Source organism: Bradyrhizobium sp. JYMT SZCCT0180 (assembly GCF_018130165.1).
Classification (GTDB): domain Bacteria; phylum Pseudomonadota; class Alphaproteobacteria; order Rhizobiales; family Xanthobacteraceae; genus Bradyrhizobium.
In genome coordinates, this window is the sequence record NZ_JAFCLZ010000008.1 from 209,044 (window position 1) to 221,828 (window position 12,785).

The 12,785-nt window shown below is 61.8% G+C and carries 17 protein-coding genes; 4 read left to right on the top strand and 13 right to left on the bottom strand.

The features are described 5' to 3' along the window. Positions 1 to 44 precede the first annotated feature (44 nt). From JQ641_RS14290 to JQ641_RS14310, 5 genes are all read right to left on the bottom strand, one after another. On the bottom strand, positions 45 to 1,646 hold the full coding sequence (locus tag JQ641_RS14290) for a TRAP transporter large permease (protein WP_211996590.1): 1,602 nt from the start codon (positions 1,644 to 1,646) through the stop codon (positions 45 to 47). Next, positions 1,643 to 2,182, bottom strand: a complete 540-nt coding sequence (locus tag JQ641_RS14295; RefSeq protein WP_192734715.1) for a TRAP transporter small permease subunit — start codon at positions 2,180 to 2,182, stop codon at positions 1,643 to 1,645. The genes JQ641_RS14290 and JQ641_RS14295 overlap by 4 nt, the downstream gene beginning before the upstream one ends. Before the next feature lie 377 nt (positions 2,183 to 2,559). After that, positions 2,560 to 3,591 carry a GTP 3',8-cyclase MoaA gene (moaA, locus tag JQ641_RS14300; protein WP_211996591.1) on the bottom strand — a complete coding sequence of 344 codons (1,032 nt, stop codon included), beginning with the start codon at positions 3,589 to 3,591 and terminating at the stop codon, positions 2,560 to 2,562. Positions 3,592 to 3,815: 224 nt separating this feature from the next. After that, positions 3,816 to 4,280, bottom strand: coding sequence for a hypothetical protein (locus tag JQ641_RS14305; protein WP_249150426.1), 465 nt, complete (start codon positions 4,278 to 4,280; stop codon positions 3,816 to 3,818). Between the two features lie 143 nt (positions 4,281 to 4,423). Continuing rightward, complete coding sequence (locus tag JQ641_RS14310; RefSeq protein WP_211996592.1) at positions 4,424 to 5,110, bottom strand: HAD-IA family hydrolase; 687 nt, start codon at positions 5,108 to 5,110, stop codon at positions 4,424 to 4,426. 147 nt (positions 5,111 to 5,257) lie between these two features. On the opposite strand from JQ641_RS14310, the gene rpiA reads away from it, so the two are divergent. The 3 genes from rpiA (at position 5,258) to gor (ending at position 8,071) form a co-directional block, all read left to right on the top strand. Next, positions 5,258 to 5,950: a ribose-5-phosphate isomerase RpiA gene (rpiA, locus tag JQ641_RS14315; protein WP_211996593.1), complete on the top strand. Its 693-nt coding sequence runs from the start codon at positions 5,258 to 5,260 to the stop codon at positions 5,948 to 5,950. 25 nt (positions 5,951 to 5,975) lie between these two features. Next, positions 5,976 to 6,515 carry a DUF2059 domain-containing protein gene (locus JQ641_RS14320; RefSeq protein ID WP_211996594.1) on the top strand — a complete coding sequence of 180 codons (540 nt, stop codon included), beginning with the start codon at positions 5,976 to 5,978 and terminating at the stop codon, positions 6,513 to 6,515. Positions 6,516 to 6,682: 167 nt separating this feature from the next. After that, the gene (gor, locus tag JQ641_RS14325) at positions 6,683 to 8,071 is read left to right on the top strand and encodes a glutathione-disulfide reductase (protein ID WP_211996595.1); all 1,389 of its coding nucleotides are present in this window, start codon (positions 6,683 to 6,685) and stop codon (positions 8,069 to 8,071) included. A 110-nt stretch (positions 8,072 to 8,181) separates the two neighbouring features. Here gor and JQ641_RS14330 read toward each other — a convergent pair whose 3' ends face one another. The 7 genes from JQ641_RS14330 to JQ641_RS14355 all read right to left on the bottom strand — a co-directional run bounded on the left by JQ641_RS14330 (position 8,182) and on the right by JQ641_RS14355 (position 11,228). Continuing rightward, positions 8,182 to 8,436 (bottom strand): DUF3551 domain-containing protein, encoded by a 255-nt coding sequence (locus tag JQ641_RS14330; protein WP_409364757.1) that lies wholly within the window; start codon positions 8,434 to 8,436, stop codon positions 8,182 to 8,184. 265 nt (positions 8,437 to 8,701) lie between these two features. Next, positions 8,702 to 9,061, bottom strand: coding sequence for a c-type cytochrome (locus tag JQ641_RS14335; RefSeq protein ID WP_249150446.1), 360 nt, complete (start codon positions 9,059 to 9,061; stop codon positions 8,702 to 8,704). A 629-nt stretch (positions 9,062 to 9,690) separates the two neighbouring features. Then, positions 9,691 to 9,816, bottom strand: coding sequence for a hypothetical protein (locus JQ641_RS38475; RefSeq protein ID WP_283815193.1), 126 nt, complete (start codon positions 9,814 to 9,816; stop codon positions 9,691 to 9,693). 17 nt (positions 9,817 to 9,833) lie between these two features. Further along, positions 9,834 to 10,163, bottom strand: coding sequence for a hypothetical protein (locus JQ641_RS14340; protein WP_249119172.1), 330 nt, complete (start codon positions 10,161 to 10,163; stop codon positions 9,834 to 9,836). Between the two features lie 169 nt (positions 10,164 to 10,332). Next, positions 10,333 to 10,521, bottom strand: coding sequence for a hypothetical protein (locus tag JQ641_RS14345; protein WP_211996598.1), 189 nt, complete (start codon positions 10,519 to 10,521; stop codon positions 10,333 to 10,335). Positions 10,522 to 10,735: 214 nt separating this feature from the next. Then, positions 10,736 to 10,963, bottom strand: a complete 228-nt coding sequence (locus JQ641_RS14350; protein WP_192740454.1) for a hypothetical protein — start codon at positions 10,961 to 10,963, stop codon at positions 10,736 to 10,738. 79 nt (positions 10,964 to 11,042) lie between these two features. Beyond that, positions 11,043 to 11,228: a hypothetical protein gene (locus JQ641_RS14355; RefSeq protein ID WP_211996599.1), complete on the bottom strand. Its 186-nt coding sequence runs from the start codon at positions 11,226 to 11,228 to the stop codon at positions 11,043 to 11,045. Between the two features lie 223 nt (positions 11,229 to 11,451). Between JQ641_RS14355 and JQ641_RS14360 the strand changes: the two genes are divergently transcribed. Further along, on the top strand, positions 11,452 to 11,718 hold the full coding sequence (locus tag JQ641_RS14360) for a PilZ domain-containing protein (protein ID WP_249150447.1): 267 nt from the start codon (positions 11,452 to 11,454) through the stop codon (positions 11,716 to 11,718). 27 nt (positions 11,719 to 11,745) lie between these two features. Here the strand turns inward: JQ641_RS14360 and JQ641_RS14365 are convergent, their stop codons facing one another. Continuing rightward, positions 11,746 to 11,943 (bottom strand): hypothetical protein, encoded by a 198-nt coding sequence (locus tag JQ641_RS14365; protein ID WP_211996601.1) that lies wholly within the window; start codon positions 11,941 to 11,943, stop codon positions 11,746 to 11,748. Positions 11,944 to 12,785: the final 842 nt, after the last annotated feature.

Sequence of the window (12,785 nt, forward strand, 5' to 3'; positions counted from 1 at the left end):
TCCGGGGTTTTTCGTTACAGGAATCCTGGCAGGGATCGCGCCCGCTATTGTTTTGGCTGGCCGAAATCCAGTGGTGGCAATTCGATCTGCGGCACCTCGATCCTGACCTTGCTGAGATCGACGTCGAGCGGCTTGTCGAGGAACACGGTCACCACGCTCGGGAAAGCGACCACGATCGCCACCATGATCGCCTGCAGGCCGATCCAGGGCAGGGCACCCCAATAGATGTCGGAGCTCTTCACCTCTTTGGGCGCGACGCCGCGCAAATAGAACAGCGCAAAGCCGAACGGCGGATGCAGGAACGACGTCTGCATGTTGACGCACAGCATGACGCCGAACCAGATCAGCGCAGCGTCGGGGCCCACGACCGGCGCCAATATCTTCTGCGCAATCGGCGCCACCATCGGCAGGATGATGAAGGCGATCTCGAAGAAGTCGAGGAAGAACGCGAGGAAGAAGATGAAGAGATTGATGAAGATCAGGAAGCCCCAGACGCCACCGGGGATCGAGGTCAGGTGATGCTCGAGCCAGACGCCGCCGGAGACGCCGAGGAACACCACCGAGAAGCAGGTCGAACCGATCAGGATGAACACCACCATGGTGGAGAGGCGCATCGTCGACTCGTAGCCCTGCTTGATCAGGCCGCGCAGGTCCGGGATGCGGACGGCTTCGAGGCAGAGCCAGACGACGGCGAGATAGACCACCGCGAAGGTGAGTTTCAGCACCTTGCCTTCACCGAGAAGCATGCCGACGATCACCGCGACGCCGGTGGCGGCGATGCCGATCAGGAGCATCTTGTGCCCCTTGCTGCTCAGGTCCTTGTGGTGGATCGCAGCGAGGACGATGGCGCCGATGGCGCCCATCGCGCCGGCTTCGGTCGGCGTTGCCAGGCCCATCATCATGGTACCCAGCACCACGAAGATCAGAACGGCTGACGGAATGATGCCCATCAGGCATTTCTTCCAGAGCGGCCAGCCCCTCAGCGTGAGCGCGTCCCTCGGAACCGGAGGGACGTGATCCGGTTTGATGAGGCCAAGCATGAACGTATAGCTGGCGAACAGCGCGATCTGGAGGATCGATGGCCCCCAGGCGCCGAGATACATGTCGCCGACCGACTTGCCGAGCTGGTCGGCCATCACGATCAGCACGAGCGAGGGCGGCACCAATTGGGTGATCGTGCCGGACGCGGCGAGCACGCCGGTGATGTAGCGAATGTTATAGCCGTAGCGCATCATCACCGGCATCGAGATCAGCGCCATGGCGATCACCTGCGCGGCCACCGTGCCTGTGATTGCACCGAGGATAAAGCCGACGATGATGACGGAATAGCCGAGGCCGCCGCGGACCGGTCCGAACAGCTGACCCATCGAGTCCAGCATGTCTTCCGCCAGCCCGCACCGTTCCAGGATCGAGCCCATGAAGGTGAAGAACGGGATCGCCAGCAGCAGTTCGTTGGAGACCACGCCGCCGAAGATGCGGCCCGGAATCGCCTGCAGGAAGTTCATGTCGAAGAAGCCGAGATAGATCGACAGGAAGCCGAACGACAGCCCGAGCGCGGCCAGCGTGAACGCCACCGGGAAGCCGATCAGCATGGCCAGAATCAAGCCGCCGAACATCAGCGGCGGCATCATCTCCAGCGTAATCATTGCAGCGGCCTCTCGTATTTGGCGTCGATCATGACATAGCCCTTCAACGCCGCGATGCGCTTGATCACTTCGGAGACGCCTTGCAGCGCCAGGAAAACGAAGCCGATGGGAACGACGGCCTTGATCGGCCAGCGCACCAAGCCGCCGGCATTGCTGGAGATTTCACTGACCACGTAGGATTGCATGAAGAATGGCCACGACAGATAGGCCAGCAGCAGGCAGGACGGGATCAGGAAGAACAGCGTTCCGATCATGTCGAGCCAGAGCTGTCCGCGCTCGGACAGCATGAGATAGAGAATTTCGACGCGAACGTGCTCGTTCTTCTTGAAGGTATAGGAGGCGCCGAACATTATGAAGACGGCGAACATGTACCACTGCAATTCGAGCCAGCTGTTAGAGCTGTAGCCGAACGCGTAACGGATCATCGCGTTGGCGGCGCTGACCACGCAGGCGGCGAGCACGAGCCAGTTGCAGATGCCGCCCAGTTGCTCGTTGATCCAGTCGATGCCGTTACTGATTGCCAACAATGGACGCATTACGTTCTCCTCGGGCACGTCATCGACATGCGCCGGATTTCTTCATTGATATTGCGTCGCCACCCCGCGTCAGGCGCGCACAGCCGCTGCCGCGCGGCAAACGCGCAGCTTCATTCCGGCGCGAAAAACGCGCAGGTTCGCAGCTCATTCGCTGGAGCGATTGCAACGATAGTCCTCCCCCGTTCGCACGCTTCCGCCGTCTTGGCTGCTCCATGAGAGAGCAGCGGCCCATCCGGCCGTGCTGGCGTAAAGCAGCCGCACCATTTCAGTGCGTTGCAGCGGCGTCAATCGGAAAATGGACAAATTGACGCGGGCTATCAGTTACGTGGGGACGACGCGCTTGGTTGCGCGGGACGGCAAAAATACACGCTGAAATTTCAACCGCCGGTAACGCTCATGTGGCGGCTGACGCTTGGGCGGTTATGGCGGCGGTCGATGATGAAGTCGTGGCCCTTCGGCTTCAGGCCGATGGCGCGGTCGATCGCGGCGGAGAGCAGGTCGTTGTCGGCAGATGCCCGCAAGGGTTTGCGCAAATCGGAGGCATCCTCGTGACCGAGGCAGGTGTGCAGCGTGCCGGTGCAGGTGATCCGTACCCGGTTACAGGACTCGCAGAAATTATGGGTCATCGGCGTGATGAAGCCGAGCTTGCCGCCGGTCTCGCTGACGCGGACATAGCGGGCAGGGCCGCCGGTGTCGTCGTCGAGATCGGTCAGCGTGTAGTGCTGGGCGAGACGCGCACGCAACAACGACAGCGGCACGTACTGATCGATCCGGCCTTCGCCGATGTCGCCCATCGGCATCACTTCGATCAGCGTCAGCGCCATGCCCTTGTCGTGCGCCCATTGCATCAGCGAGGGGATTTCCTCCTCGTTCATGTTCTTCAGCGCCACCGCGTTGATCTTCACCGCAAGGCCCGCCGCGCGCGCGGCTTCAATGCCGGCCAGCACCTTGTCGATGTCGCCCCAGCGCGTGATGGCGCGGAACTTGGCGGGATCGAGCGTGTCCAGCGAGACGTTGATCCGGCGCACGCCGGCGTCGCGCAACTCGCCGGCAAAGCGCGCCAGCTGCGAGCCATTGGTGGTCAGCGTCAACTCATCGAGCGCGCCGCTCGTAAGATGCCGCGACAGCGAGCGCACCAGCGACATCACGTTGCGCCGGACCAGCGGCTCACCGCCGGTGAGGCGGATCTTGCGCACGCCCTTGGCGACGAAGGCCGAGCACAGCCGGTCGAGTTCTTCCAGCGTCAGCAAATCGGCTTTCGGCAGGAACGTCATGTCTTCGGACATGCAATAGAAGCAGCGCAGGTCGCAGCGATCGGTGACGGACACCCGCAGATAGCGGATGGTCCGCCCGAACGGATCGGTCATCGGAGAGAACAGCTGATCGGGAGAAGTCGACAATCCGCTCATCCAAACTGCCTTGCAAACCCTGCCTGCGCGCCGCGTGCGGCGGAACCGCCGCAACGTCTGTCACCCATCATCCTATAGTGCTTTCGAGCGAAGTGGATACCGGTTCGCGTGAAGAAAGTGCGTTAAAACGAAAGACTTATATCCCGGTTCTGATTTCAATCCGAGCCGGGATATAGGCACGAAGCAAGACGGCCACAATCCACAGCTTTCGGGTGCGGTGCCGATCAGCGGGCCGGCTGCGTCGCCGGCGCGGCGGGGCTCGGGAACAGTGAGGCGGCGGGCGCGGCTGCCGCAGCCTTCGGCTTCTTCTTCGGTCGCATTGTTTTTTTCCGGGGCGGCGGCCCTTCGGGCTTCAGCTCGGCGACCACGGGGTTGGGGTCGATCGTGGTGGAGCCGGGCGTCGTGAAGTCGCCGGGGTCGCGGATCACCTGGACGGGAACCGTGACCGGCTGGAACCTCGGCATCGCAAAGGTGACCGTAAAGCCGGCGTCGGGGGTGGCGACCGCAACCGAGCAGGGGGTCTTGCAGCCCGGACCGACCGAGGTGGTGGCATCCGCCCCTGGCGGCACCGACTCCAGCTGGACCTGGATCGGCGGCGGCGTCGGCTTGAAGGAATCCATGGAAAACGAGGAACAGCCGGCCAGAGAGGCTCCAGCGACGGCAATCGCGAACACACGACGTATGATCATCACTCACCTGCGGCGATCAGCCACAATCCCCGATCCGGACCATAGGAGCGTGAGAACAGGGCCGCAACCGCACCGTGCAGATTCACTAAAGGATGGTTAATGCCGGCAAGGAGAGGTAAATATACCTTATATAAATCAATATGTTATGTGGGTGTAGCAGCGCCAATCAGGCTGTTCACGGCCGCCGGCAGCTCGCGAAAATGGCCGATCAGCCGGTCCGGTTTCAATTCGGCAATCGGCACGTCGGTGTAGCCGAATTCGACCCCGATCACCGGAATGCCCGCGCGCCGGGCCACGCCGATATCGGGACCGGCATCGCCGACCATGATGGCGCCCGCGAGCTGCGCGCCGGCCCGGGCCAGCGTCTGCTGCAGGATCACCGGATCGGGCTTCGAGACGCCAAACGTGTCCGCGCCGCAGATCGCGGCGAACCGCTTGCTGAGATCGAGCTTGTCGAGCAGCAGTTTTGAAAGCCATTCCAGCTTGTTGGTGCAGACCGCAAAGCGAAAGCCTTGCCCTTCCAGTTCATCCAGCGCCGCTTCCAGCCCTTCGAAAGGGCGAGATTCATCGGCGATATGTTCCGCATAATAGGCGACGAAATCCTTGGTCAGCCGGTTGAGCTCATCCACGCTCACGGAGCGGTCCTCGAGCTCGAGGCCGCGCTCGATCAGCTTGCGCGCGCCGGCGCCGATCATGTTGCGCGCCTTCGCGAGTGGAACAGGCGCCAGGCCTTCGCGGTCCAGCACGAAGTTGAGCGCGCCAATCAGGTCGGGCGCGGTTTCGACGAGCGTGCCGTCGAGATCGAATACGAGGGTGCGGGGAGCTGTCATTTGTCATTCGCTACCGGCCCTGAAGTGATGATGCAAGTGGGTCGATAGGGCCGATTTAGCCCTCGTTTGCGCTGTTCCTGCCCGGCAAACGACGCTAGATATGCGCCGCCAGACCGGCGGATCTTCAAAGGGCATATCCACGTGGACATGGACGCATTGAAACGGCAGGCGGCGGCGCGCGCGCTGGAGCATGTACAGGACGGCATGAAACTCGGGCTCGGCACCGGCTCGACCGCCAAACACTTTGTCGACCTGCTCGGCGAGAAGGTCGCGAAGGGCATGCGCGTGATTTGCGTGCCGACCTCCGAGGCGACCCGCGCGCAGGCGCAGGCCTGCGGCGTGCCGCTGACCACACTCGACGAGATCGACCACCTCGATCTCACCGTCGACGGCGCCGACGAGTGCGACGGCGCGCTCAATCTCATCAAGGGCGGCGGCGGTGCGCTGCTACGGGAGAAGATCGTCGCGGCCGCCTCCGATCGCATGATCGTGATCGCCGACGACAGCAAATGGGTCGATGTTCTCGGCCGCTTTCCCCTGCCTGTCGAGGTTATCCCGTTCGGGCTCGCGGCGACGCAGCGGGCGATCATGTCGGCATTTGCGCAAAGCGGCGTTTCCGGGCAAATGGAGGTCCGGAAGGCCAAAGACGGCCACGTTTTTGTCACCGATGGCGGCCACTGGATTGTCGATGCCCATCTTGGGAAAATACCGGATGCGCCGCGTCTGGCAGGCTTGTTGAGCGTGATCCCGGGCGTCGTCGAACACGGTCTGTTCATTGGGCTCGCCCGCACGGCCGTGCTGGCCGGCGCACAGGGAATTCGCGTAGTTGAGCGGCGATAGCGCCGAATCTTTGAGGAGAATTGGAATGAAGAGTTTTTCGGGAAGTTTGTCGGCTGCGGGTCTCGCGGTGACGCTGGCGCTGATCGGATCGCCGGCCATGGCGCAGCAGAAAAACGGCCCCACCGTGGCTGTACCGGGCAAGCCGGTGTCGCCCGCCGCAATCGCCGCGGCCAAGGAAATCCTGACCATGAAGAACGCGAACGCGATGTACGCCAACGCCATTCCCAGCCTCGTCGAGAAGACCAAGAACGTGCTGCTCGGCGCCAACCTCAACTACCAGAAGGACCTCAACGAGGTCGCGGTGATCGTCGCCAAGAATCTGACCGGCCGTGAAAAGGAAATCGGCGACGGCATGGCGCAGATCTACGCCAACGAATTCACCGAGCAGGAATTGAAGGATCTGGTGACGTTCTACAAATCCCCGCTCGGCCAGAAACTGATCCTGAACGAGCCGAGGGCGATCTCGGGCAGCATGTCCTATATGAACGACTGGGCGCAGTCCTTTGCCGAGGTGATCAACGGCCAGTTCCGCACCGAGATGAGGAAGCGCGGCAAGGAAATCTGATCCACTCGTTCTTACCTCGCCCCGCTTGCGGGGAGAGGTCGCCGCGCTCTTGCGCGGCGGGTGAGGGGGTACCGCTCTCAACGCGCATCTCGCTCGTGGTGAGAGCCCCTCACCCCGACCCTCTCCCCGCAAGGGCGGGGCGAGGGAGATAAAGACAGGGGCTAACCATGGCTGAATACGACGTCGATCTGTTTGTCATCGGTGGCGGTTCGGGAGGCGTCCGCGCCGCGCGCATCGCGGCCGGCTACGGCGCCAAGGTAATGGTCGCCGAAGAATACCGGATGGGCGGCACCTGCGTGATCCGTGGCTGCGTGCCGAAAAAGCTGTTCGTGATCGGCTCGCATGTCCGTCACGAGATCGAGGACGCCGCCGGCTTCGGCTGGACCATCCCCGAAATCTCCTTCGACTGGAAGACGCTGGTCGCCAACAAGGACAAGGAGATCGCCCGGCTCGAAGGCATCTACACGACCAATGTCGAGAAGTCCGGCGCGCAGGTGGTGAAGACCCGTGCGGTGCTGGAAGACGCCCACACGCTGCGCCTGTCGGACGGCAAGAAAATCACCGCGCAAACCATCCTGATCGCGACCGGCGGCCGGCCCAACCACGGCGCGGCAATTCCCGGCATCGAGCACGTGATCTCCTCGGACGAGGCGTTCCACCTCACCGAACTGCCCAAGCGTATCGTGATCCAGGGCGGCGGCTATATCGCGCTCGAATTCGCCGGCATCTTCAAGGGCTACGGCGCCGACGTCACCGTGATCTATCGCGGCGACAACATCCTTCGCGGTTTTGACGAGGACGTGCGCAAGCATGTGCGCGCGGAGATGGAAAAGCAGGGCATCAACATCATCACCGGCTGCACCATCAGCAAGGTCGACAGGCACGGCAAGGAATTCACCACGCACCTGTCGAGCGGGTCGAGCATCGCCTCCGACCAGGTGATGTTCGCGATCGGCCGCCATCCCAACGTCGCCAATCTCGGGCTGGAGACCGCTGATGTCGCGATCAATCCGAAGAACGGCGGCATCGCCGTCGACGCCTGGTCGAAAACCTCAACGCCGAACATCTACGCCATCGGCGACGTCACCCACCGCATCAATCTGACGCCGGTGGCGATCCGCGAGGGCCATGCCTTCGCCGACACCGTGTTCGGCAAGCGCCCGGTGCAGGTCGATCACGCCACCATCCCGACCGCGGTGTTCTCGCAGCCCGAAGTCGGCACCGTGGGCCTCACCGAAGCCGAAGCCCGCGCGCAGTTCAGCCACGTCGATATCTACAAGACCGATTTCCGCCCCATTAAAGCGACGATGTCCGGCCGCGACACCCGCGTGCTGATGAAGCTCGTGGTCGACGGCACGAGCGACCGCGTGCTCGGCTGCCACATCGTCGGCGAGGCCGCCGCCGAGATCACGCAGGCCGTCGGCATCGCCGTGAAGATGAAAGCGACCAAGGCCGATTTCGACGCCACCATCGCGCTGCATCCGACCGCGGCCGAAGAACTGGTGACGATGCGAACGCCGACGGCGCGTTATGTGCGGGAAGCGGCGGCGGAGTAGGGCGCGCGTAGCCCGGATGAGCGCGCATGAACCGGCCAGCGGTCCGCGCGTCCCGAGGTCGATGCTGCCGACGAGACATCGCTACTGAAGCGACATTGCTTCACTGCCGCTCAGTATCGGGGTCGATAGTCGCCGCGCCGCTGGAGTGCGAAAGCGTAGTGGGGATTGATCCCGCAATAGGCGTCGGTACCGTTCGCTGTGGCCATGCATTGGGCGTAGCTGGAGAATTGGCAATTCCCCGGATAGCCCCATACTCGCCCTTGCAAGCAGTAGCTATTCCGAACGCTCTCATAAGCCTGGGGACCGTAAAAACCTGGGCCATATGTCTGAGCCCGGGCTTGCCCGCCTGCCAGGACGATACTCATCGTCATAATCGTCAAAGCCAAAGTGCGCATTGGAGTTTCCTCGAAGTCGGCACAACACCGGTGCATTTGGACCGCCGGCAGTATTGATCCAGGTCAATGTAGTTATGAGAGGTCCACACGTGAAGCAGCGCGCCTCAGTCTTGCGTATTTCTTCCATCGAGCCATCCGCGCACCGGACAGCGACACCCGGACATGCCGAACCCCGGCATAGCCGGTGAGTTCGACCACCCTGGTGACCATGACGCGGGGCACTCCCTCCCGCCTGTTATTGACCGGTCGTGCCCGACTGCAAGTAGGCAACGATCTTTGCCCGCTCGTCCGCCGATGCGAGACCGCCATACGGCTTCATGGTGTTGCCTGGCACGACCGCATCGGCGTTAGCCATGAAACGCTCGAGCTTGTCGGCGTCCCAGGCGAAGCCTGCCTCCTTCATGGCGCTGGAATAGCCGTAGTCCGGCAGCGATCCTGCCTTCCGTCCTATAATCCGGTGCAGATTTGGGCCTTGCCGGTTATCGCCCTCCTTGACCGTGTGGCAGGTCCGGCACGCATTGTTGAACGCCTGCTGGCCGGCGGAAGCATCCGCGCCTTGCGCCCGTGTTTGCGATGCGGCCGATGACGACAACATCAGGCACGCCATTCCGCTCAGGGCCAGGGCTGGAATCATGGCTGGAACCAGAGCTTGCATCGGCCGTCCTCCGTATTCCCCTGCAAACAAACGCGCGAGGCAGCGAAGGTTTCCCTGGCCGTGGAGCAACCAGCGGCTCACGACTTGATGAAATTCGACGATCACAAGGTAGCGGGTGGCACGGCAAAAGGGAGGCCGCCGCACGCTTCATTTCGTCGGCGCATGCATCGCCTGCGCCTGACCAGCGTCTCGCTACTTCGTATCCCGCGACCGCTTTCGGAAAGCCAATGCCTCCGGGCCCCACATCCTGATCATCACGACCGCGCAGGAGGCGATGCCGACGAAGGCGAGCATGACGGTGAGGGCGATTTCCATCGTAAGTGCATAGATGATTTGCGGGTGATTTGTCTTCCGTATCACTACGGTGTCATTGCGTTTCCCTGCATCGACGTTTCGGCGTTGACCGCCTGCAATCCTCCAGCACATTCAGGCGTTAGGGGCGTTCATGCAATCTTCCGCCGAACCTTGGCCCACGCACCTGATGCTCGGCATTTTCGGTCGCTGCACGCGTGTCCGGGATTCCGCAGGAAGCGGAGTTGCTGCTTTTTTGGCAGTGCCTATTTTATGCGCTATCGGGCAGGCGGCTTGGGAGGATGGCGCTCTACGACCACGGAGTCGGGATGCGAGACGATGGTCATGAACCAGATCGAGCTGACGACCAGCGACCAGAACGTATTCCAGTAAACCCAATTCATTGGTGCTTCCAATCCATCTAGGGCTTCCGGGTCCGAACGTCGCTCAGGCTCTTTGCAACAAAGTCTTCGAGATGCGCCGGCACCGGAGCTCCCTCAATATCACAGCGGCACTGAATTTCCTCTGCGACATTTTTGGAGATGTCGGCGGTCCAGTGCTCAAGCGTGTTGAAGGCGTAGATTCCGACCGGGTTGTTGAAGCGCGCCAGCATCAGATCGTTGATTACGGTATCGAGATCGGGGCGCTCGATCGGATTCTGAAGCTGCAAATCCCTCGGGCCGAACGTATCCATCACCAGATAGAGCGTTTGATCGGCGCCATAGGGCACGGTTAACGGCATTCCAGTCATGGCTTGGGCACTCCGTGGAACGCAGATTCAAGTTTGAATCGAAGCGTTGGTTCCCACGGCGGCGACAGCACCTTCGTCTAATTTGTCGCCGTAGACGTAGCCCGGATGAGCAACGCGACATCCGGGTCTTGGTCCCCGCATATCGCGCGGCTCATGCGGCTACCTGCTGTCAGCCAATCTTGCGCGACGGGCCTTTTGCGCCTGCGCCGCCCAGGGCGCTGGCCAACGCACCGGACATCGCGTCGTTCGCATTCTGGGCCTGCAAATGCGATACCGTAGCCAGAAGGCGAAGGGGGTCCGTGCCGCCGCTGACGGACGCAAGCTCGTTCAGATTCAGTTCGCGGATTTCGTTGGTCATTGTCCCGCTCCGTTGTGTCGCAAGGACACGCGGTGATCGCGCGTCATGCAGGCAGGCTAGCCGTCGTTGTGAGGATCAACCGTGCGCTGAATCACACAGGGAAGGCCGGAGCACCCATCAGCCCGCATGCCGCGGTGCTCGCGAGCCCGCATATCGCGGTGCTCGCGAGCCCGCATATCGCGGTGCTCATGCGGGCTGCCGTCGGCAGGTGGGGTCAGGACACCAGCGACAACAGGCGCTCTTCTTTGAACCGCTTGTAGGCGTCGATCGCCCGGTTCGCGAGCATCAGCTTTCGCGTTTCGCCGCGCCGGATCAGGGTCTCGACGGCATCCGTCAGGAAGCGCGCTGCGACTTCGGCATCGCCGAGTTCGCCGGTCCCCTCTAGATAATCCCAGGCGATCTGGATCGAATTTTCCATAAGCAATGGCAATGGTTCGGTCATGGAAATAAAACTCCCTAAGGCAACATCAGTTCCTCAAGGCGGCGGCAGCGTGGGGGTATCCACGCCGCGCCGCGCCGGGTCACGGCCTCGGGCCGTAGCTGCTGACCTTGCCGTTGATGTCGAAGGTGAAGGTCAATCCGAGGAACGACAATTGACCGCCGCGGGCGTCGATCACGTCGGGGTTCTTGGTGCCGGGCGTCCACTTCATGCCGCCGCTCACGGCGCCGAGTTCGGTGACGTTGAGTTCGCGATTGTCGGTGTTCATGTCAGTCTCCATTCATTGGTGGCAAAGCCACTTGCGATGGTGATGGAGTAACCACAGCGGCCGGTCAGAGACTGTGACCGACGTCACAATGCCGGTCGTCCCCATGGCGCGCGGCCGCAAATCCGTAAACTTCGATTCAATGCGCCGTTAACGCGCTAAGGGAACCTTACGGCCTCGCCTTCAAGTTGGTGATCTGCTGATCCAACGGATGTCACCCGTGACGATGGATTCTCTTAAGCCAAAGGTGGTGCGCGAACCGCGACGGCAGCTGCACAAGCAGCCAGCCTGGATGACGGTCGACGACGGCCTGACCAACCGCGAATGCTTCGTACTTGACGTGTCGCCGGGCGGCGCAAGGATCGTGACCGATGTCGCGATCGATGTCCGCGACAAGTTTGGATTGGCGCTGGTGCGCGAACGCCCGAAGCATCAGTCCTGCGAGGTCGTCTGGCGCCGCGGCAAGACGTATGGCGTAAAATTTTTGAATTGAAGCGGGGCGGAAAGTCCGCCCCCTTTCTCAACTCCGTCCACCGCCAAAGCGGATAATGTCTCTGACGAATTCGGCGTTAGTGTAGTCGCACCTGGTGTACCAGGGATAGACGCCCTCGCCAGCCGGGCCATTGACACAGCCCTTCCAGTTCCCCGTCCCATCCACTCCGCCGGAAACCTGGTCCAGCTCGGCAGCAATCAGTTCGCGAACTTCGGTGGTGTTCATTTCATGCTCCCTTTGGTTTGCGTGACGGTCAACAGCGTCCGTCGATGGGGATGAGAATGCCAAGGGGAGCGTCTGGCGTCTGTGACAGTCAGCACAGGATCTCGAAGCAGCGTAGCGCGGGTGAGCGAAGCGACATCCGGGAGGCAGGCTTGATTTAGATGTCGTTCTCTCCTCGTCATTGCGAGCGCAGCGAAGCAATCCATGCCTCGGCTTGGAGCAATATGGATTGCTTCGCTGCGCTCGCAATGACGGAGAGATGCGACAAAACGATCCGACGGGCAAATCAGTTCCGATTTTCATAAATCATGTCAAGCCCCAAAATAAAAAATATTTCGGTTTACCAGAACGAAAATCAGAAGTATGTGTTCGCCCATCCCGTCCTACTCAGAAGGGCGTCGGCCGTCGTCACGGACGTTGGACGGGTTGCGGTGGACGCTTGTTTGCGCTGAGACGACGGCGCGGACTAAGCGTACGGCAAAACCGTGTGGTCCTGGCGCCCGTTGCAGGCGTCAAGCTGTCGGAGAAGCGCGAGCTGAACCGGCAGCGACGGAGTCAACCAAGAACTCGTCTCCGGGGAGATCACGGCATAAGCCGTAAAGCCATTGCGCAGGGAAGGCCGGGTGTTCTCCGCTGCCCTGTATGCTCGTGTGCAGCCTACTTAGTGCAAACCGCACACGGGACCGCGGGTGCAGCGCGCACCCGGTCTTCCCTGCGCCCTCATTTTCGAGGGCAAGGAAGTTTCTGGCAAAGCTCGGGCGCAATGCGTCGCGAGAATGCTAACCCATACTCAGTTGTCGTCACCCGCCCGAGTGCGCAATTGCGCACGGGGGGCGGGTGATCCA